The organism is Paenibacillus aquistagni (genome assembly GCF_900177815.1).
Classification (GTDB): Bacteria; Bacillota; Bacilli; order Paenibacillales; family Paenibacillaceae; genus Paenibacillus_B; species Paenibacillus_B aquistagni.
This window is the reverse complement of record NZ_FXAZ01000001.1, coordinates 1,819,527-1,839,186: the sequence shown is the minus strand read 5'-3', so window position 1 is coordinate 1,839,186 and position 19,660 is coordinate 1,819,527. Positions and strand designations below refer to the sequence as shown.

Genomic DNA, 19,660 nt, shown 5'->3' with positions numbered 1-19,660 from the left:
CTCGAACACCCTTTTTAGATTAAAATCTTAGCAGCAAGAGGTTACCTCTCCAATGGATGGATGAAGTGCGCAGGCGATAAGCATGGGCTTTTTCCCATCGATTCCTATATCCCAAGCTCTTTATGAAGAGTGTTTTTCATATTTAGTAATTCGCCTCTATAATCTGCTCAGCAATACCCCATACCTCTGGCAGCATTCGCAAGCCTTCCTTCGCACGTTCTGTTAAATCCTCATAAGAAGTGATCCCAAGGTCACGCATCATTTCCTCAAAATCTGGTAGCAAGCGCTGATGAATAGCTGGCTCGTCTACAGCAAGGATGGTATGACAGCGGGCATAAGTGGCGACAATCCAGAATATCGCCTCATGATGATTGCCTTGATCAATCAATAAGCGGCTGCCTTCAATCGCAATCGTCCGCGCCTCAGGGGTAATATCGGAACTGAACATAAATGGAGTATCCGATGCTTCGGCTGCCGCATCAAAGAGCGGCTCTAGGCGATCCACATATCGTTTGATCTGAGAAGGGGACATATGTGCACACCCTAAGGGTGCCAGCAGCTTCGGATAGAAGTCTTGAAGCCTATAAGCTTGCAGCACCTCTCTTGCCGCAAGATAGCGCTTGCGAACGGTCGGATTCTGTTTATCCGCGACTAAGATAAGATGGCACATGATTCCGGTAGGAAACAACCATGCGGTTACCTGTTCATGGAATGGGCGTACAGGATCAAAATGCTGAAGGCCTGCTTCAATGCGCGCTCTCACCCTCTGGCATCGAAGTTCTACCCACTCCCGTCTAGGAAATCGATTGGCAACCTCAATCTGCAGCCTCCCAATTTTTCCAGTAGGATCGTCTATAATTGTGTTCACCCGCAAGCTGCTCGCAAGATGATAGGAGACAAGCACGTCATCAACAGATTCCAACTCAGTCCAGGTGAGGATCGTAACCTCCATAAGCAAGCCTTGATATCGAAACTTTCCAAGCTTCTCGTGAGGCTCGCTTGCATCTATGACGAGCATAATGTCTATATCGGAATGAGGAGGAAGCGGATCTTCATCAGACAGTGCGAGAGTAGAGCCGCTGTAATAAGCGCCTAGATAGTATTCGCAATGATGAGCATAGGCGTGAATCCATTCCTTTACAATACGTCGTGCCTCGCCTGTATTCAAGAGATCACTCCTTTTCATATTCATGTCGATTTTTTACAATATGAGCACGGAAGGGGACATATACGCAAGGTCAAACAGATTGAAGTTGAATAAGCTGCGGACTAAATGCAGCGTTCTTTGTTCAAGAGTAGACTCGATCTCAAAAACTGACATTCAAAGTAAAAACAGGACCTCAGTCTCCACAGAGTGGATGATGAGATCCTGCTTGACATGCAAGAAAAATCGTTCTATATCCTAAGACCACTTCTAGGGCAGCAGCCTCTTATCATGCGTTACTGGACCTGTTATGGATGTTGACTTAAGAATGGCTTGTAATCTTGTCTCCTGCATGATGCTGCAGTACTTTCTTTGCTCTTAAGGACAACAAGAAGCAGAGAACGAGAACAATAGCTGCCATCACATAAGGGTAATTGATATCGACATCAAACAACGCTCCCGCTACGATGGGGCCAGCAATATTGCCTAAGCTCGTATAAGCAGAGTTGAGACCTGCCACATAGCCTTGCTGGTCCTGAGCCATCTTAGACAGCTGCGTACCAATTGCAGGTCGCAGGATATCAATCGATAGAAATACGATAAAAGTGACAACAACAATCAAGAAGTACGTATGCACGAAGAGTGTCATGAGCACGAACAATCCAGCAATGAGCAGACAAACGGAGATGACACGTCTTTCTCCAAAGCGATTAAGAATCCAGCCAAAGATTGTTACTTGAACGACAGCCCCAGAGATGGAGCCAAATGTAATAATAAAGGCAATGTCCTTCGGTGTGAACCCGAACTTGTGATCGACGAACAGGCCAAATACGGTCTCATAGTTGGCAAGGCCGAAGGAAGTGACCAAGACGATAACCAAGCTGATGAAATAAGGCTCCTTATAAGACAGCATTAGCTGCTTGAACAAGTTATCCTGCTTGGTGGCAGAGGCTTTGATCTGCTCGCGCTTCTCAGCCGTAAGCGATTCAGGAAGAATAAATGCTGTAATAAGTGCTGATGCTCCTGCTGCAATAGCAGCCGCATAGAAAGGAACGCGAATCCCAAACTCTGCAAGATATCCTCCGATTCCAGGACCAATGATAAAGCCTGTCGTTATGGCTGCATTGATGAAGCCCATTCCTTTGGCTCTTTCTTCATTTGTTGTTACGTCTGCAGCATAGGCCATAACGGAAGGCATCATCAGGGCTGCGCTTAATCCTCCAATCATGCGCGCCGCAAAGAGGAAGACGGGTGAGTTAACTGAACCGAACAACCATTCGGATAATGCAAACAAGATCATCCCTGCAACGATGGTTTTCTTCCGTCCAAGCGAATCGGACAATCTCCCTGCAAATGGGGAGAACAGTAGCTGGGTGAACGAGAACGCCGCAACCAGCAGACCAACCATTTTTCCGCTGATGTGAAGCTCCGTCATGTACGTAGGCATGATCGGAATAACAAGACCAATGCCTGTAAAGACAAGAAAGATGTTTAGCATGAGCAGCAGAATAGCAGCTCGATTACGTAGTAGTAGTGACATAAGATGCTCCTTACCCATATTCTTTTTTAAGATGTGGTGTTATGTGATAATTCATTCATAAAAAAATAATTAATACTGAACGTTCGTTTTGTATGACAACAGCCGTTCACCCCATCCTACTTGGATAAGGCTGAACGCGGCAGCTTTTCTCAGGTTGATTGATACCCTTCAAAGCTTTCATTCTCTTACTCTTCGTTATTCGATTGATCCTCAGGCCGATTCGCAGCAATGCCATACAAGAATACCTTGATCGCATCATGATACAATGCCAATGCTTCCTGAAGCGAGGATTTGCGGGACATATGGCTTAGCCCAAACATCAGGCCCTCCAAAATAACAGCAAGGCTATTGGTATCCTGAGCGTGGAATTGTCCCGCATCAATTCCTTCTTGAATCAGCTGCTGATTAAATTGAAGATGCCGCTGCACCATGTCTGTGATGCGCTCCTCCATCTCGCTTGTCTGTTCTTCACTCTTGAAGAATTCGTCTGCTGACTTCGTCAACGGATGATTAAGATCCTCCAGCACCATCTGCTCAGCAAATCCAAAGAACTTATCAATGGTGGTCGGATACAGTGACTCTTTCTCGCGCCACTTTTGATCCCAGTCATAGTCCCATTCCTCAATGAGATACAAAAATAAGCCTTCTTTGCTCTTAAAATGATAGTAGATGTTCCCTTTGCTGCTCCCAGTCGCTTCAACGATATCTTCAATGGAAGTGGCTTTGTACCCTTTTTGAACGAACAGATTTCTTGCTGCATGGGCAATCTTTTTTTTGGTTTGCTCGCTCTGCAGCTGTTTCTTGTTCACATGTGTCCACTCCTTCTAATATTCATCTTGCACGCCTTATACTGAACGTTCGTTCAGTATCTTATCAAATCAAGCTTTCAGATGCAAGAGGCAGCTTATAAAGGGTTGTTTTTCCTGTGTGCTTGACAGGGAAGAATAAACTTGATTATCATTAAACTGACTAGTCAGTACAAAAAAGTAAGGCTGCAAAATGCTTTTTTCGTATACATCGAACATTGTGTCTCGCTTGTTATAGCTCAAAGCTCGAAAAGGAGGCTTCGTCATGTCTGCTATCCAGGTTAAGGAAGGTCGCTTTATCGATTGTCATGATCGTCATGTGCTGCTCCACGGAATTAATATGGTGTGTAAGGATGCATCACGTGGCTATATAGGGGAGTGGGATCTCTCTGTGTTCCATAAACTGTACAGTTGGGGCTTTAATGTGGTTCGGCTTGGTGTGATCTGGGATGGAGTGGAGCCTAACCCGGGTCAATATGATTTGCAATATCTAAGACGATTGCGTCAAGTTATTCAATGGGCACAAGAAGCGGGACTTTATGTCTTTCTCGATATGCATCAGGACTTGTTCAGTGCAAGCTTTGGCGATGGGGCCCCAGCATGGGCGACATTGACTGACGGATTGGCTTATGAACCTTATCCGCTGTGGAGTGATGCTTATCTGCATAATGAGGCTGTTCAGCGTGCATTTGACCATTTTTGGAATAATTCCAAGGCCACGGATGGCATCGGCCTTCAGGATCATTACGCTGCCGCTTGGCGCAAAGTGGCGGAGGAGCTTGGAAGCGAGCCGAATGTGATTGGCTACGATCTCATGAACGAGCCATTCATGGGGTCTTCGGTTCAGCAGCTGCTTGAGCCTTTAATGGCGCAGATGAATAGTCTAGTTGCAAAGAGCGCTGGTAGTAAGAGCAATGCTGGGCTTATAGCAGATAAGTTCGCAGCAGCTTGGTCCCAGTCGGAAGAGAAGCTGGAACTGTTCAGGATGTTAGAAGATAAGGACAGCTTCAAGGCATTTTTACATGCGCTTGAGCCGGGACAGCAAGCATTTGAAGCACATCAATTGATGAATATGTATGGGCGGGTGGCACATGCAATTCGTGAGGTGGACGATTCAGGCATCCTGTTCCTTGAAACGAATCTCTTCGCCAATATGGGCGTACATAGCGGAATAGAGCCGATTTTATCCGCAAATGGCAAGCGCGATCCTCAACAGGCATATGCGCCTCATGGCTATGATCTTGTTACGGATACCTCCCATGCGAGCGCTGGCAGCAAGGCGCGAGTGAGCCTGTTGTTTGATCACCATGAACACACGAGACAGCGGCTCAGCATGCCAATGCTAGTAGGCGAATGGGGGGCTTATTACGGCTCTATGGATACGCAGGAAGCAGCACTGCATGTTAAAGAGACGTTTGAGCGCCTCTTGTGCAGCGATACCTACTGGTCCTATGATGACGCAGCTGTGGATCAGTATCCATCCTTTGAAGGCATCAAGCGCGGTCTGCCTCATGCAGTAGCAGGAGTGCTGCTGCATTATCAATATGATGCCGAAGCATGCGGATTCCGCATGACTTGGGAGGAGCAGCCAAATGAGCAGCCAACGCTCGTATATTTGCCGCATATGGACAAAATGGAGCAGAGCACTATAGAATTAACGCCACATGGCACAGGCTGCAGCCTGCAAGTGATAGACGGATCGGAAGCGGGATTTCTGAGTATTCCAGCCTGCTGCACAGGCCGTAGAGAGCTCGTTGTTCGAACTCGTTCATGAGAGGGCAGCTGCTCTAGATATACCCACTTGATTTCGGCCTATGGCCTCGTTAAAATGTTAAAAGCAATCTAGACATAAGCGAGGTTATGCCTATGAAGTTACCGAATGATTTTGTTGTTAAAATGAGAGAGCTCCTTCAAGAGGAAGCAGAGCCTTTCTTGCGGAGCTATGAGCAGGATAAAGCGCAGGGATTGCGCATCAATCGCTTGAAGCTGACGAGAGATGAATTTATTCAAACTCAACCCTTCACTATACATCCGATCCCTTGGGTGCAAGACGGCTTCTATTATTCCCATGAGGATCGTCCAGGCAAGCACCCTTATCATGATGCCGGCCTGTATTACATTCAAGAGCCGAGCGCTATGGGGGTAGGTGAGCTTGTTGATCCGAAGCCCGGCGAGAAGGTGCTGGATCTTTGCGCCGCTCCTGGCGGCAAGACCACGCATTTGGCTCAGAAGATGAATCAAGCAGGGCTGCTCGTAGCCAATGAGATCCATCCAGCCAGAGCAAAGATTCTATCTCAGAATCTGGAGCGGATGGGTGTAAGAAATGCGGTCGTCACGAATGAGACGCCCGATCGACTAGCGAAGAAATTCCCTTCATTCTTCGACGTCATTCTTGTCGATGCCCCATGCTCAGGTGAAGGCATGTTCCGCAAGGATGTGGATGCGCGTTCGGAATGGAGCCTTGAGCATGTTGCCTTCTGCGCCGCACGGCAAATGGACATCATTGAGGAAGCAGCCAAGATGCTAAAGCCAGGCGGACGAATGGTATACTCGACTTGCACCTTCTCTCCTGAGGAGAACGAAGGGGTGATCGATGCTTTTGTGAAGCAGCATGCGAACTTTGACATTGAGCATGTGGCCGCGTACGAGGGCTTCTCCAGAGGACGCGAAGATTGGGTAAAGGATGCATCTCCTTCTATCGAGGCAACCTACCGGCTATGGCCTCATCGCTTGCAGGGCGAAGGCCATTATATTGCGGTCCTGCGCAAGGTTGATGGCAGCGAGCAGGGCAAGCTTGATGCATCGCGAGATCATGTGGACAAGAAGCTGCTGCAGGACTATATGAGCTTTGCCAAAGCGTCCTTGACGGATACGCCTATGGGAGACTTCACCTTGTTTGGCGATCAGCTCTATCTGCTGCCTAGCGATATGCTGTCGCTTCGCCGATTAAAAGTTGTTCGTCCAGGCTGGCACTTAGGCACACTCAAGAAGAATCGCTTTGAGCCTTCTCATGCGCTTGCCTTGACTTTGACTAATGATCAAGCAAGACAGCAGTGGAACTTGGATGTGGAATCACCCGAAGTGCTTGCTTATCTGAAGGGGGAGACCCTTCACGTTGATGGGCCTAAGGGGTGGACGCTGGTTACGGTGAATGGCTTCTCGCTCGGCTGGGGGAAAGCAACGCAGAATCAACTCAAAAATCATTACCCCAAAGGGCTCCGATGGACAGGCATCTATTCCAACTTCGTGCAGACACCGATTGGCGAATACAAACACGAGTGATTATTGAACGATCCAATGGGACCAAAAGCATATAGATTGTAGGCTGAATGAGGGATCTAGACAGTGAGGCTCGCCTTTGTTTAAACATTTTAACGTGTACAGCTAGAGCTTATCTTAAAGTGTTCAAACAACAGCGATCAGATTCTAGATGGTAGCTAGGAATTCATTTAAGCCAATTGCTTCCTGCCATTCATGGAATGCGTCTGGTTAACACAACAAGGCGGTCCCCTCAAACCTCTACAGGTGAGAGAGACCGCCTTATTCTTGTATAATCGCCTCTAGTTAAGGCGTCAGTTTGAACTTGCTGGTTGTGATAAGAAGAAGGGAGCGCGTTCATCATGATAACGCTTTGAGTCCCGTCACGCCAATAATGATGGCCAAGAGACTGATAATTCGTGCTGTGCTTTTCCCTTCCCCAAAGAAAAACATATTGATCAGAACGGCTCCTGCGGTGCCAATCCCCACCCATACAGCATAAGCGACGCTGACTTGAAGATAATGAAACGAGGTATAAAGCATAGCAAAGGATACGCCGAATCCGCCTAAGAAGACAGTCCCGTTCTTTAATGATTTGTTCTGAGAGTATTTTTTGAGCCCGACAACACCGACCATCTCACAGATAGCAGCAATAAATACAAATAACCAACCCATTATGATGCAGCTCCTTGCTCTTTTTGTCTAGCTTCTGCGGCTTGATCCGCCAATTTAAGGCCAATCACACCTGCGATGAGAATGATCATAAACCCCATTTTTGCAGCACTTAGGCTTTCATTGAACAACCATACATCCATCAATGCGGTGCCAACAGTACCCGCCCCTGCGAAGATGGCATAGACCGTACCCGTTGGCAGGTTCTCACAAGCCTTTGCCAAGAAATGAAAGTCGACAGCAATAATGCCTACAATAATGACCCAGTGCCACCAGCTGTTGGCCACATTGAAGCCATATACCCACAGCAGCTCGAACAAGCAGGTGAGTACGACGTACAACCAAGAACGATTCATGATTTTCACTCCTAACTATTATGAATGACATTCAGTCATTTTGGGCCGAAAAAACAGGTCCTCCATCTACAGGACCTTAATCCCAAGCGCATGAGCAACAAAGGCGTATACTTCCTCTGCTTGTGCTTCAATTTCTCCTTCATCCGCTTGATCGAACAAAAATACTTGCTCGGCTGCTGATTCTATCGCACCAATAACAAGCCTTGCTGTTCGGCCTGTATTCAGAGAGTCGCGTATATGACCAGCAGACTGGGCAGTGTTCAGCATTTCGGTGACCCAACGATAATAAGGGGCATAGATGGCTTCCCATTCTTTTAAGTATTCACTTGAGGCTAACCCAGCATATAACAGAGCAAGCTGCTCGCGATTCTCTTGATGAAGCGTAAACACGGTTCCAATAAAAGAGCGAAGCTGAACTTCGATCGATGCGTTTAGATTAACGGACTGATGAAGGGCATCGAGTATTTTATGAACCATAACTTCTGCGATGGATGGCATGACGGCAAGCTTGGAAGGGAAATATAGATAGAAGGTGCCTTGCGCAATCCCTGCTCCCTTAACAATGTCAGACACTTTGGTCTTCTCAAGCCCTTTGCTGCACAGTACATCAATTGCTGCGCGGACGATTCGTTCCTTCTTGTCTTCGATGGTAATCCCTCCTTTGCTCAACAACAAAATGACTGATTGTCATTCATTTTATCTAAATAGCAAACAATTGTCAACAAACGTGTGACATTTTCTTAAAAAGCAAACAAATATGATAGGATGAATAGATGGGCATCATTCGACAGGTATTAGCGTCAGATGCAAATTTAAACATAGGATTGCGTGTTCATCACGGCCAGGAGGAAACATAATGATACGTACAGCACGACCTGAGGATAGCCATGCTGTGATCCCTTTAATGCTAGAAGCCATTGGTAATATTGCTCATGATTTGTCCGGCACGGACGATGTGGAATATACGAAGAAAGTGCTGGCTGAATATTTTAAGGCGGCAGGCAACCGCCTTAGCTACACCCACTGCATCGTATGGGAAGAGCACCATGAGGTGGCGGGCTTTGCTCTCTTTTACGACGGCTCGGAGGTTCATATGTTGGATGCACCGCTTGAGGAGCGATTATCCAAGGTGCATGGGCATCCTGTCCAACTGATCAAGGAATCTCAGCGCGGTGAGTTCTACCTGGATTCGCTGGCCGTTGACGCCAAGTATCGAGGCCGAGGTATCGCGAAGCATCTTATGGCCGCATTTGAACAGGAGGCCGTGAAGAGAGGGCTGCAGCGGGCAGCATTGCTGGTCGATGTAGCAAATGAAAAAGCGAGAAGGCTGTATGAAGCCCAAGGATATCACGCAGATGGCTTGGTGCTGACCATCGCGAATGATGACTATGACCATATGGTTAAGCCTGTATCTTAATAATGGAATAAACGCGCTTTTTCAGGTGAAAGACTGCTATCAAGGATAGCAGTCTTTTTTATCATAACATTTACAAGTTACGTCATAGACAAAAACCAGCTTTCTTTTGGTCGATAAACCGATTTCGTAGATAACGGCGGGTCTGCTATTGGGCTTTGCCATGATGTTGCTTCTGAGGAAGATTGGACAAGCGTTGTCGATGCAGCGATAAACGAGTATGGCAAGATAGATATTCTAGTCAATAATGCGGGGATCTCTAGTGAGGTTCCATTCCTAGAAGCTTCTCTTGAGCTATGGAATAAAGTCATGTCGATTAATTTAACAGGGGTCTTTTTGGGTCAAAAAGCAGTTATCCCCCACATGATCAATAGCGGTGGAGGGTCCATTGTCAACATCTCCTCCATTGCTGGTCTGACTGGAGGAAGCGGTGCCGGAGCTTATACCGCGAGCAAGGGCGCTGTTCGAATGCTGACCAAAGCAACCGCCGTTGATTTTGCCAAGCATAATATACGAGCGAACTCGATTCATCCGGGCTATATCAAGACACCGATGAGCATCAAGTCGATGGAAGATCCTGACATGAGACAGTGGTTTCTCTCCCAAACACCGCTGCCTCGGCTAGGTCTTGCAGAAGACATTGCAAATGCCGTACTGTTCTTAGCTTCGGATGAGTCTCCTATATCACAGGGGTAGAGTTGCCTATCGACGGTGGATATGCGGCGAAGTAATGTTTTCCATAATTGCATATTAACTGTATAAAATATGAATAAATTTAGATCGTTTAACTATAATCTATCAGGAGCCTCTTCCGATTATTTCGGGGGAGGCTCTTGATTTATATGAGAATTCGGTAATTTTCTTCACGAACTACAGATCTTCACAACATCTTCATAATTATGTCATAGGATGTAATAAATTGTGATATGAGAGAAATATAATGGAAAAGAGAGAAAAAAGAAGAAAATGAAAGATGTAATCGGTTACTTATAATGACTGGGCATTTTACTAATTTATAGAATGTAAGATAATTTAATCATAGAGTTTTTTTCCTAAATCATCCCAACCATGAAAGAAGGTGCGAATACTGTACCTCGTTGTTCATCCTCATGATGAAGCGAACCTCTTCATTCCTCATAGGTGACTTTGACATCTTGAAGAATGACATCAGGCCTATACCTAGTAGTACCAGGAGTGTTTTCACATGTAGAGAGAGAAAGGAGAGAAAACATGTATATTTTTCTGTATTTAACGACTGGCGTGTACTTCATCTTCCAGATCCTGTACACCATCGTGCCTTTATTAGCCAGCAAAGTTAAACCGCTGCAAGAAGATTTGGCAGAACATACGACCTCGGTCCTGGTACCTGCCTACAATGAGGAACGCACGATTGAGAACTGTATTCAAGCGATGCTGGAGGTTAACTATCAGCAGCATGAGATTATGTTCATCAATGACGGTTCCAAAGACAATACGCTGGAGCGTCTACAAGAGCTGTTAGAGCTTGAGCCGATCTCTAGAACCCCGGCCAACTCCCTGCAGTACAAGACCGTTAAGCAGCTGTACCAGTCAAAGGTTCATCCTCACTTTTTTGTTATCGATAAGGTCAACGGAGGCAAGGCAGACTCTTTGAACGCTGGTATTGATTATGCAGTCGGCGATATCGTGGTGACCTTGGATGCCGACAGCATGCTGGAGCGCAATTCACTTAAATATGTCAGCCAATACTTCCATGATGACAAGATTATTGCGCTTGGCGGGACAGTGAAGATTGTACAAGGTGCAGAGCGGGATGAGGAGGGTCGTGTCATTGAGAAATTCAAAGGACCTGGTCTTGTCAAAAGCCAAATTCTAAATTATATGCATGGTTTTTATGTACGCAAACTAACCCAATCCTTCTTCAATTCCATTGTGGTAATCTCGGGAGCGTTTGGAGCCTTTAAGCGGGATATTATGTACAAAACAGGAGGCTTCCGTTCAACGGTTGGCGAAGACATCGACATTACGCTTAAGATTCACAAGTACATTCGAGAGAACAAGCTGAAGCAGAAGCTTGTATATGCTCCTGAAGCCGTATGCTACACCGAATGCCCAGAGAATTTGAAAAATTTCTATAAACAGCGGATCCGCTGGCAAAAAGCGTTTGTGGATTGCATTTTGCTGTATTGGTCCAAGCTATCGCAGCAGTTCAGCGTAGGAATCAGCCTCTTCTTTGCCATCGATGGCTTTATTTTAGGAACGCTAACCGCCTTCACTATGATTTTCTACGTTGCAAATGCACTGATCAGTGGTGACAACCTCTTGCGTGTCATGATATTACTCATCATTACACTCCTCATAAATGCTCTTCAAATTATCCTTGCGATTTATTTGACGCAGAAATACGGAAGCCGCTACTCCCTTATCGATAGGTTAAGGCTGTTCTTGTTCAGCCAATATGAGCTGCTCACTTATCGAAATATATTGCTGTATATCAACATTGTAGGGACATTCAAGTATTTCGATACCGATGAGAGCTGGGGATTCATAGAACGGAAGGGAACCGCTTCGATCAGTCAGCAAACGGCTGCAAGCTCACAATAAAGTCATACTGGAGGCCATAATGAACAGCATCTTCAAAAACAATCGCATCATTTACATCGATTTATTACGTGTGCTCTCTATTGTTGCCGTCGTTATTCTTCATATCACAGCGGATCTATTGACCCGTACAAATGATTTTGATTCGGCATCTTGGTGGGTTAACAACATTTTGAACTCCATCGCAAGATTTGCGGTTCCTGTCTTCTTTATGATTAGCGGAGCCATGATTCTACGAGTGAAGATTACTTCGTACCGAGAATTCTATCTTAAGCGCGTCTTGCCGTTGGTCATTCCATTGGTCAGCTGGTCATTGATCTACGCTTTATATAACCAATATGTTGTACTTAAGAGCAATATCGGTGTATTAGAGTTTCTGAAGGTATTTGGCTATAACCTGCTTGTGGATCGTAACTATGTGCATCTATGGTTTTTGTATGCGATTATTGCAATCTACATGACGGTACCTCTCGTATCGAAAATGGTAAAGGCATGTGAGGAAAAGGATATTCGATACTTTTTAATCATGTGGTTTATCGTTAGCATTGGTTATCGGTTTGTGACGGATACCGTATTCCAGTTGACTGGGAACTATTTTTATATGCCCATTCTGAACATTCCATTTTTCACAGGGTACTTAGGCTACTTTGTGCTAGGCTATTACTTGTATAATTATGAAATATCATTGAAAGCACGCAATCTCTTTTTCAATCTAGGGATCATCTCATTCTTCCTCACACCCATTGCGACATATTTTGTGTCCATGCAGGATGGTGTGCTCGATGAGATGTTCTACGGCAACTACTCGCTTACAACCTTCTTCATGGCGATCGGATTGTTCCTATACTTCCAGGAGAAGGAACCTCACTTCCAATCTGCGATCAATTACAAAGTGAAGAAGATGATCGGGTCTGTATCCAAAGCGAGCTTCAGCATCTATCTGATCCATCTTCTCGTCGAAATTATCGTTGCTCAGCGGATTAGCACGCAGGGCGCCTTCTGGGATACGTCTTTGCATTTGTTGATCAATATCTTTGCCGTTTTGATTGTGAGTTATATTTCGGTGAAGGTGCTGCAGTTGAGCAAGGTCATGACACGTATTCTATTTGGCGGAAGAGGGTAGAACGATGAAAATAAGTCTATATACGAAGCTGATTGTATTGTTTCTGATTGGCGGCATGGGATTATATTATTATCAAATTGCAAGTGCGGAGGAGCGTCCGGTTACCGCAGTCTATGTCGAGGCGTGGCGCGATCCGGACGATGTGAAGCTCGATGAGAAGAATGTGGATATTGCGCTCTTAGCCTTTGCCAAGATTGACGGAACGGATATCGTGTTTGACAAAGACAAGGGAACCGATGAGCTCATCCGTGCAAATATCAAGAAGATGACGGAAGCGAACAAGCGCACGAAGTTTGTGCTTGCGGTCGGGGGATACGGGGTAGACGGCTTCTCCGATGCGACATTGGACGGCAATCGCTATCTGTTTACCGAGAATATCATGAACACGGTTAAGGAATTGGATCTTGACGGCGTAGATATTGATTGGGAATATCCTGCGCATGATGCGTGGGGAACGCAGAAGTCGCGCCCAGAAGATACGAAGAACTTCACCAGTCTTATGAGAGAGCTTCGGGAGAAACTGAATATGCTTCCGCATCAAAATAGAGGCTATCTGCTGACGTTTGCAGCTGGCGCGCAAGATTGGTACTTTGATCTCGTCGAACTGGATGAAGTGATGAAGTATGCGGATTATGTGAATGTCATGTCATATGATCTTACAGGCAAATGGTCGCCTATGACAGGGTATAATGCTAATTTGTATATTGATAAGCATAATCATTCGGAGCACAGCGTGGATCAAGTCATTCAGGGCTTCCTTAAGCACGGTGTAGAGAGCAAGAAGATTCTGCTGGGCGTCCCATCTTATTCGTATGCTTGGAAAGATGTGAAGATGAAGGATGGCAATCCGTTCTCTCCAGGCAAGCCAGTCGATATTGATAAGGTGGATCTCACTTACAAGGAGATTGAAGCCAAGTATTTGAACAAAAAAGGATTCAAGCGTTACTTTGATGATAAAGCCAAGGCAGCCTTCCTCTATGACGGCAATATGTTTATCAGCTATGAGGACAAAGAAGCGCTTAAGGCGAAGGTGGATTATATTCGCAATCATGAGCTTGGCGGCGTCATGGTATGGGAATACCATAAGGATGCGGAGGATGGCATCATCTCATATCTATCCAAGCAGATTATCGGAGATCAAGAAGCAGAATAAACACCATTCCTTGGTTATGCGTTGGGTCTAAAAGCAAACCGCACTAAATTTGTGTGGTTTGCTTTTTTATGCATGCAGGTGGTACAAATGTTGTGAATATCTGGACAATTGTAGGATCAAGCAGGAAAAAAGGCTGGGAAGCGCAAATCTTCAAGTAAAGGAGCACTTCTTTTTTGCTTCTGTTCCTTCAATCGACAATTTTTAAGCTAACGCGCATCCGAACTTCGAACGCCGCTCGCTTTTTTGCCATTCCAATATTCCTGGGCTGAATCCTGGCTGCTTCTAGCCACTTCATCGATTCCATTCGTTGATCATTCTTTTTATTTCATTTCCGTTCTATTCTATTATCCATCTTAAAGACCTCATCTGCTCATCTCATGATCTATTTTGTCTATTACAAGCAGATTCTAATAGAGGGGGGATGTGACCAATCATATTGAACAAGGGGACATCGGTTTTAGCAAAAACGAGGTAGTGGCAAGGGGTACGAGCATGAGAAAGAGTACAGCAACCTCAAATTGTAAGCGCATACAAAACTGGAGGGGAAATCATGAATGATTTGTTTGAACATTTGAATTCACGCCGCGTTCTTCACAGTCTGCTGTCGCTGCTCATCGTATATCCGTTATTTTTTGCATCTTATGCACCTGCTGCTGAAGCGGCAGACGCGTTCACGCCATTACAGGAGAGATGGTCCGCCTATCTCACTGGGGGCAGCGATATCGATCTGAATGATCCTGTCGTGTCCGCAAGCCTTCAGCAGCTGGACACGAATGTGAATAATCACTGGTCGACGATGGTTAAGAGCGGAACACGAAGCTATTTGTGGAGTGACTTGTCCGCTTGGAGCGATCCCGCAACGATATCCGCGAACTATGTTCGCTTGCGTGAGATGGCGATTGCTTATGCAACAACGGGTTCTGCCTTACAAGGCAATGCTCAGTTAGTTAGCGATATCCTTCAAGCGTTGGATTGGATGTATGCCAATAAGTACAACGAGACGAAGAGTGAGACGGGCAACTGGTGGCATTGGGAGATCGGGGCACCCATGAATCTGTCGGATACGATGATCCTTGTCCATGATCAATTGTCCAGCAATCAGATCGCCAATTATGTCAAGGTATTGGACCGCTTCGTTCCTGACCCAACTTATCGTACGAATTATCCTTCATTAACAGAGACTGGTGCCAATCGTCTTGATAAGGCATTGATCGTATCCCTGCGCGGCATTATTGCCAAGTCTTCGTTGAAGCTTGAGCAAGGGAGAGATGCGATCAGCCAAGTGCTTCTCTATGTCAAAGATGGTGATGGCTTCTACGAGGACGGATCCTTCATTCAGCATGATGTTGTCGCTTATACAGGAAGCTATGGCGCTGTACTAATAGCGGATATGGCTAAGCTGATCTATTTGCTTGGCGATTCGAGCTGGAGCATTACAGATCCGAATATGGCCAACGTCATGCGTTGGGTGGAGGAAGCCTATCAGCCGTTCTTCTATAAAGGGGCGATGATGGACAATGTGCGCGGACGTGCTGTATCTCGCCAGAATTCACAGGATCATCAGGCAGGAAGAAGCATCCTAGCTTCTATGGCCCTGCTTGCCAATGGGCTTGCGGAACCAGATGCAGGCCGTGTGCGAGCGATAACGAAAGGACAAATGTTGGCTGATACGACGTTTAATTCGTATACAGAAGGATTAACGATCTTTCATGCGATGAATGTGAAACAGCTGTTGGAAGATCAAGCGGTAACGCCGGCAGAGCCTCTCATTGATACACATGTATTCGGAGGAATGGAGAGAGCATTGCATCTGCGGCCTGACTTTGCGGTCGCTGTCGCGATGTTTTCAACACGCATCTCCGCCATGGAATATGGCAATGGAGAGAATAAGAAGCCTTGGTGGCAGGGAGCGGGAGCACTGTATTTGTACAATGGCGATCAAACCCAATACTCAGGCGCTTACTGGCCTACTGTCGATGCTGTTCGCTTGCCAGGGACAACAACGGATGGATCAACCGGAACACTTAGCTCCTTCAAATACAATACCTCGAATTGGGCAGGAGGCTCTTATACAGACGGCTCAGCGGGTACAGCAGGCATGCAGTTCAGCATGTCGAGCAATACGGGCTCGCCGCTAGCAGGCAAAAAGTCATGGTTTTTGTTTGGGGATAAAGTGATTGCGATCGGTTCAGACATCTCCGATACAGGCGGTAGAAGCGTTGAAACCATCGTGGAGAACCGTAAGCTTAATGACAGCGGCTCGAATGCGCTTGTGGTGAATGGCGCTGTTAAGCCGGCTGCTGCTGGCTGGAATGAGGTCATGAACAACGTTCGCTGGGCACATCTGTCGGGTGGTGATGCAGATTCGAATATCGGCTATGTCTTCCCAAATGAACAAACGATAACAGGACTTCGGGAGACAAGGACAGGCTCTTGGAACGATCTCAATGTGGACGGTTCAACGGATACGCTAACGGCTCATTATCTGAGCCTTGCGATCCCTGCTGGTGTAGACCCTGCAGGGGCCAAGTATGAATATGTATTGCTTCCAGGAGCATCAACGGCAGAGACGGAGGATTATGCACTTCATCCGTCGCACAAGGTGCTGGAGCAGTCCAGTGCTGTGCATGCGGTGCAGGATACAGAGATGCAGGTTGTCGGAGCGAACTTCTGGACCGATAGTGTGAAGACCCTTGAACTCGATGAAAAGCCTTATCTAACGAGCAGCAAGAAATCTTCCATCACGGTGCAAGAAGAGGCATCGAGTGTAGAGCTTGCCGTCGCTGATCCGACGCATGTCAATGGCGGTTCGATTGTAGTGGAGCTCCATCAACCGACTCAAGGGGCAATAGCTATTGAAGAAGGGGTAACCATTAAGCAATTTGCTCCGACAACGATTGTCGAGATCGACACAGCTGGAGCGATTGGAAAGACGTTCCATATCAAGCTCAGCAAGGGACAAAGTGGTACCGTTCCAGCGTCTCCTTCCATTATCGATGCAGCAGCAGGAGATGGAAGTGTAACCTTGACTTGGAGTGCGGCCAGCAGAGCAACCGGATATCGCATTGAGTATGGCACGCAGGCAGGGCAATATACACAAGTCGTTCCGGTCACAAGCGTGAGCGGGGGAGAGAACCGCTATACGATTACAGGACTATCCAACCGCTCCACGTATTACTTTACAGTCATTGCGAGCAATGCAGCAGGCGATAGTGCGCGCTCCAATGAGCAGGCCGTCACACTTGCCAATATCAAAGCCTTTTCTCCGATAGCGGATACCTATGTTCGTAATGGCTCTTATGCGAATGCCAATTACGGAAGTGATGGCGGATTGGTTGTTAAAAACGATGGTACAGGCTATCATCGCAGAAGCTTTCTTACCTTTGATATCTCGGACTTCGAGGGTACGCTGCTGTCTGCGAAGCTTCGACTCGTGCCAGTCGGTGTTGGCCAGAGCGGGATTATGCAGCAGGCCGAGCTTATTCGGCATCCCCAATGGGGCGAGACGACAATGACTTGGAACAATCAACCTGCGGCAGAGGAGGCCATCGCAGCATGGACTGCTCCGCCTGCATATGCTTCGGTGGAGATTGATGTGACAAGCGCAGTATACGAGGTGTTGTCAGCAGATGGATTATTATCCTTAAGAATAACCGCGCCTACAAACCAAGGGCAAAAGGGAGATGTGACTTATGCTTCAAGGGAGCATGAGAATGTGCAGTACCATCCTGTGCTGCTGCTTGAAAAAGAGTCCTATTCTCTCCTTCCTGCACAGGACGTCTATGTGCGCAACGGCTCCTACGCCAATACGAATTACGGCACCTCTTCCGATCTCGTTGTCAAAAATGACAGCAACTCAGGCTACAACCGTGTATCGTACCTGCAATTTGATCTTGCCTCGCTTCCAAGCGAGATTCATCGTGCACACCTAAGGCTCGTTCCGAAGAGCATTGGAATGGACCATACGACAGGTGCGATCTATGAAGTGGAGAACGATAATTGGACAGAAGAGACGATGACTTGGAGCAATAAACCAGCGGCAGCTGATATCGTGGCAACTTATCTTGTGTCTGCTGCTGGCAGCGAGATTATGGTTGACGTAACCGATGCAGTGCGAAGTGCCCTGCAGGGTGAGCGTACATGGTCCATTCAACTGAATCAACTTCAAAATTACGGCTCGCTCGGCTGGATGATATACGGTTCGAAGGAAGACCCAGATCCAGCTAAGCGCCCGGTACTTATTATAGAGTAGGACTAATCAGAAGGAGCTGAAGCTGTTGGCTGATAAAGTCTGGCAGCTTCTAGCCTCTCTTGATGGCAGAACTGCTCTTGTCTCATGACGAATGTATTCGAATGTAGTGTTCATGGATTTGTGCATTGCTAGGGATAAAGGGGTGTACTATGATAGGGAAAGATTGTAAATGGTTAATTTTACAATCTGGACTTAAGAGATGAAGGAGGTTCTGCCTGTGGGGGTCCCAACTTGGATTTGGATCGCATCAGCAGTCATTGTCGTGCTGATTGCATGGCCTACGTTTTGGATTACAAACAAAGCGTATTCACGCAAGTGGGAGCAGGATGATGATGATCGGATAACGGAACGATGACAGGTGAACAACTAAGGAGTGAGGCTGTGTCTTCTTAAGTCACAGCCTCAACTGCTCCATTATTCTGTAATTTGAATACCTGCTTTTCTCATAAAGCAAGCAACGATTCGCCGCTGATACTGGATACGAGTCGTTAAGGGCATTTCCCATGAGGTCTCAACGGTAACCGCTCTACAGCGCAGCAGCTTTGCTGCAGCTGTTCGAAAGCTTCCCTGCTTGTGCCGCTTAATGATCGTGAATTTGCGAGTGCGGCCCTCTATCGAGCGATTCAAGTGCCGCTTGACCTGTTGGACGGCACGCATGGCTTGGCTTTGTTTATGCGTAAGCAATGATTGTCCCAGCACGCGCTTGTTCACATTGGAGTAGCCATTGGCTTCATGAAGGTCAAATACCCATGAGGGCTTATATCGCTTTGCAAGGCGAAGCAGGGCTTGGGATAGCGGATGAGCTGCTGTCCCCCCTGCTTTTGTCGGGAAGGTTCGATTGAGATCTGGCTTGCCTCGTATTCTTTTGCGGTATGCCTGCTGGTTAACTACAGGGACAAGGACGAGTGTTCCTGAGCGAATGCTGACCTCATGATTTTGAAGCTGTTCAATCAGTTTTTTAGCAGCTAGTATGCTGCCGACTTCATTGCCGTGGACGCCTGCGGTTATCATCACAACCGGTCCAGGACGTTTACTCTCGACCACATAATATGGGGTGGAGTAAGGGGTATTGCCTGCAAGGCTGTGCTTCGTTATTCGCATCCATGATCCTCCCTATGATGATGTTGCTGTCAGATGACAGAATAGCTCGGCTATCGGCTATACAGTTGAGAAACTGAGAAGCAGCAGCACGAGTCCGATCACGGCGGCGAACACACCTGTAACACGCTGAAGCATTAAGGCAGCATGGCTAGGTTCTTGATCCTCTACGCGCCAGCCCATGCTAATGTACCAAGCTAAGCGCGGCGTAACCAGCCCGAAGACACCCAGCAAGAGAAACAAGATGCCAAATAGTCCGTTCAT

General features: G+C 46.7%; 16 protein-coding genes and 1 pseudogene. 9 read left to right on the top strand and 8 right to left on the bottom strand.

The genetic code is table 11. The features are described from left to right. Positions 1 to 142: 142 nt before the first annotated feature. The 3 genes from B9Y93_RS08625 to B9Y93_RS08615 all read right to left on the bottom strand — a co-directional run bounded on the left by B9Y93_RS08625 (position 143) and on the right by B9Y93_RS08615 (position 3,493). The gene (locus B9Y93_RS08625) at positions 143 to 1,168 is read right to left on the bottom strand and encodes a hypothetical protein (protein WP_085493871.1); all 1,026 of its coding nucleotides are present in this window, start codon (positions 1,166 to 1,168) and stop codon (positions 143 to 145) included. Positions 1,169 to 1,466: 298 nt separating this feature from the next. Then, positions 1,467 to 2,684: an MFS transporter gene (locus B9Y93_RS08620; protein WP_085493870.1), complete on the bottom strand. Its 1,218-nt coding sequence runs from the start codon at positions 2,682 to 2,684 to the stop codon at positions 1,467 to 1,469. A gap of 185 nt (positions 2,685 to 2,869) precedes the next feature. Then, positions 2,870 to 3,493, bottom strand: coding sequence for a TetR/AcrR family transcriptional regulator (locus tag B9Y93_RS08615; protein ID WP_085493869.1), 624 nt, complete (start codon positions 3,491 to 3,493; stop codon positions 2,870 to 2,872). A gap of 262 nt (positions 3,494 to 3,755) precedes the next feature. Here B9Y93_RS08615 and B9Y93_RS08610 point away from each other — a divergent pair, with 262 nt between their 5' ends. Further along, positions 3,756 to 5,264 (top strand): cellulase family glycosylhydrolase, encoded by a 1,509-nt coding sequence (locus tag B9Y93_RS08610; RefSeq protein WP_085493868.1) that lies wholly within the window; start codon positions 3,756 to 3,758, stop codon positions 5,262 to 5,264. 92 nt (positions 5,265 to 5,356) lie between these two features. Further along, the gene (locus tag B9Y93_RS08605) at positions 5,357 to 6,772 is read left to right on the top strand and encodes an RsmF rRNA methyltransferase first C-terminal domain-containing protein (protein ID WP_085493867.1); all 1,416 of its coding nucleotides are present in this window, start codon (positions 5,357 to 5,359) and stop codon (positions 6,770 to 6,772) included. A 336-nt stretch (positions 6,773 to 7,108) separates the two neighbouring features. On the opposite strand, the gene B9Y93_RS08600 is transcribed toward B9Y93_RS08605, so the two are convergent. The 3 genes from B9Y93_RS08600 to B9Y93_RS08590 all read right to left on the bottom strand — a co-directional run bounded on the left by B9Y93_RS08600 (position 7,109) and on the right by B9Y93_RS08590 (position 8,424). After that, entirely contained in the window at positions 7,109 to 7,423 is a 315-nt protein-coding gene (locus tag B9Y93_RS08600; RefSeq protein WP_085493866.1) for a DMT family transporter, read from the bottom strand. Beyond that, positions 7,423 to 7,779 (bottom strand): DMT family transporter, encoded by a 357-nt coding sequence (locus B9Y93_RS08595; protein WP_085494034.1) that lies wholly within the window; start codon positions 7,777 to 7,779, stop codon positions 7,423 to 7,425. The genes B9Y93_RS08600 and B9Y93_RS08595 overlap by 1 nt, the downstream gene beginning before the upstream one ends. Before the next feature lie 63 nt (positions 7,780 to 7,842). Further along, a complete protein-coding gene (locus tag B9Y93_RS08590) occupies positions 7,843 to 8,424 on the bottom strand; it encodes a TetR/AcrR family transcriptional regulator (RefSeq protein ID WP_085494033.1) in 582 nt (193 codons plus the stop codon). A 208-nt stretch (positions 8,425 to 8,632) separates the two neighbouring features. Here B9Y93_RS08590 and B9Y93_RS08585 point away from each other — a divergent pair, with 208 nt between their 5' ends. The 7 genes and pseudogenes from B9Y93_RS08585 to B9Y93_RS24540 all read left to right on the top strand — a co-directional run bounded on the left by B9Y93_RS08585 (position 8,633) and on the right by B9Y93_RS24540 (position 18,653). Further along, the gene (locus B9Y93_RS08585) at positions 8,633 to 9,193 is read left to right on the top strand and encodes a GNAT family N-acetyltransferase (RefSeq protein WP_085493865.1); all 561 of its coding nucleotides are present in this window, start codon (positions 8,633 to 8,635) and stop codon (positions 9,191 to 9,193) included. Positions 9,194 to 9,328: 135 nt separating this feature from the next. Next, positions 9,329 to 9,921 (top strand): annotated as a pseudogene (locus B9Y93_RS08580) (SDR family NAD(P)-dependent oxidoreductase); the annotation flags it as partial. 499 nt (positions 9,922 to 10,420) lie between these two features. Beyond that, positions 10,421 to 11,773, top strand: coding sequence for a glycosyltransferase family 2 protein (locus B9Y93_RS08575; protein ID WP_085493864.1), 1,353 nt, complete (start codon positions 10,421 to 10,423; stop codon positions 11,771 to 11,773). Between the two features lie 19 nt (positions 11,774 to 11,792). Then, on the top strand, positions 11,793 to 12,893 hold the full coding sequence (locus B9Y93_RS08570; RefSeq protein ID WP_085493863.1) for an acyltransferase: 1,101 nt from the start codon (positions 11,793 to 11,795) through the stop codon (positions 12,891 to 12,893). 4 nt (positions 12,894 to 12,897) lie between these two features. Further along, positions 12,898 to 14,046 (top strand): glycoside hydrolase family 18 protein, encoded by a 1,149-nt coding sequence (locus B9Y93_RS08565; protein WP_085493862.1) that lies wholly within the window; start codon positions 12,898 to 12,900, stop codon positions 14,044 to 14,046. A gap of 550 nt (positions 14,047 to 14,596) precedes the next feature. Beyond that, positions 14,597 to 18,298, top strand: coding sequence for a CBM96 family carbohydrate-binding protein (locus B9Y93_RS08560; RefSeq protein WP_085493861.1), 3,702 nt, complete (start codon positions 14,597 to 14,599; stop codon positions 18,296 to 18,298). A gap of 217 nt (positions 18,299 to 18,515) precedes the next feature. Then, entirely contained in the window at positions 18,516 to 18,653 is a 138-nt protein-coding gene (locus tag B9Y93_RS24540) for a hypothetical protein (protein WP_169028202.1), read from the top strand. A 59-nt stretch (positions 18,654 to 18,712) separates the two neighbouring features. Here the strand turns inward: B9Y93_RS24540 and B9Y93_RS08555 are convergent, their stop codons facing one another. Next, positions 18,713 to 19,399 carry a succinylglutamate desuccinylase/aspartoacylase family protein gene (locus B9Y93_RS08555; RefSeq protein ID WP_085493860.1) on the bottom strand — a complete coding sequence of 229 codons (687 nt, stop codon included), beginning with the start codon at positions 19,397 to 19,399 and terminating at the stop codon, positions 18,713 to 18,715. 57 nt (positions 19,400 to 19,456) lie between these two features. Beyond that, the gene (locus tag B9Y93_RS08550) at positions 19,457 to 19,660 is read right to left on the bottom strand and encodes a DUF6199 family natural product biosynthesis protein (protein WP_085493859.1); all 204 of its coding nucleotides are present in this window, start codon (positions 19,658 to 19,660) and stop codon (positions 19,457 to 19,459) included.

Coding starts and splice junctions, on each gene's coding strand:
- B9Y93_RS08565 (WP_085493862.1), top strand. CDS start 12,898: ATGAAAATAAGTCTATATACGAAGCTGATTGTATTGTTTCTGATTGGC.
- B9Y93_RS08620 (WP_085493870.1), bottom strand. CDS start 2,684: ATGTCACTACTACTACGTAATCGAGCTGCTATTCTGCTGCTCATGCTA.
- B9Y93_RS08550 (WP_085493859.1), bottom strand. CDS start 19,660: ATGAACGGACTATTTGGCATCTTGTTTCTCTTGCTGGGTGTCTTCGGG.
- B9Y93_RS08610 (WP_085493868.1), top strand. CDS start 3,756: ATGTCTGCTATCCAGGTTAAGGAAGGTCGCTTTATCGATTGTCATGAT.
- B9Y93_RS08600 (WP_085493866.1), bottom strand. CDS start 7,423: ATGGGTTGGTTATTTGTATTTATTGCTGCTATCTGTGAGATGGTCGGT.
- B9Y93_RS08555 (WP_085493860.1), bottom strand. CDS start 19,399: ATGCGAATAACGAAGCACAGCCTTGCAGGCAATACCCCTTACTCCACC.
- B9Y93_RS08575 (WP_085493864.1), top strand. CDS start 10,421: ATGTATATTTTTCTGTATTTAACGACTGGCGTGTACTTCATCTTCCAG.
- B9Y93_RS08585 (WP_085493865.1), top strand. CDS start 8,633: ATGATACGTACAGCACGACCTGAGGATAGCCATGCTGTGATCCCTTTA.
- B9Y93_RS08605 (WP_085493867.1), top strand. CDS start 5,357: ATGAAGTTACCGAATGATTTTGTTGTTAAAATGAGAGAGCTCCTTCAA.
- B9Y93_RS08560 (WP_085493861.1), top strand. CDS start 14,597: ATGAATGATTTGTTTGAACATTTGAATTCACGCCGCGTTCTTCACAGT.
- B9Y93_RS08570 (WP_085493863.1), top strand. CDS start 11,793: ATGAACAGCATCTTCAAAAACAATCGCATCATTTACATCGATTTATTA.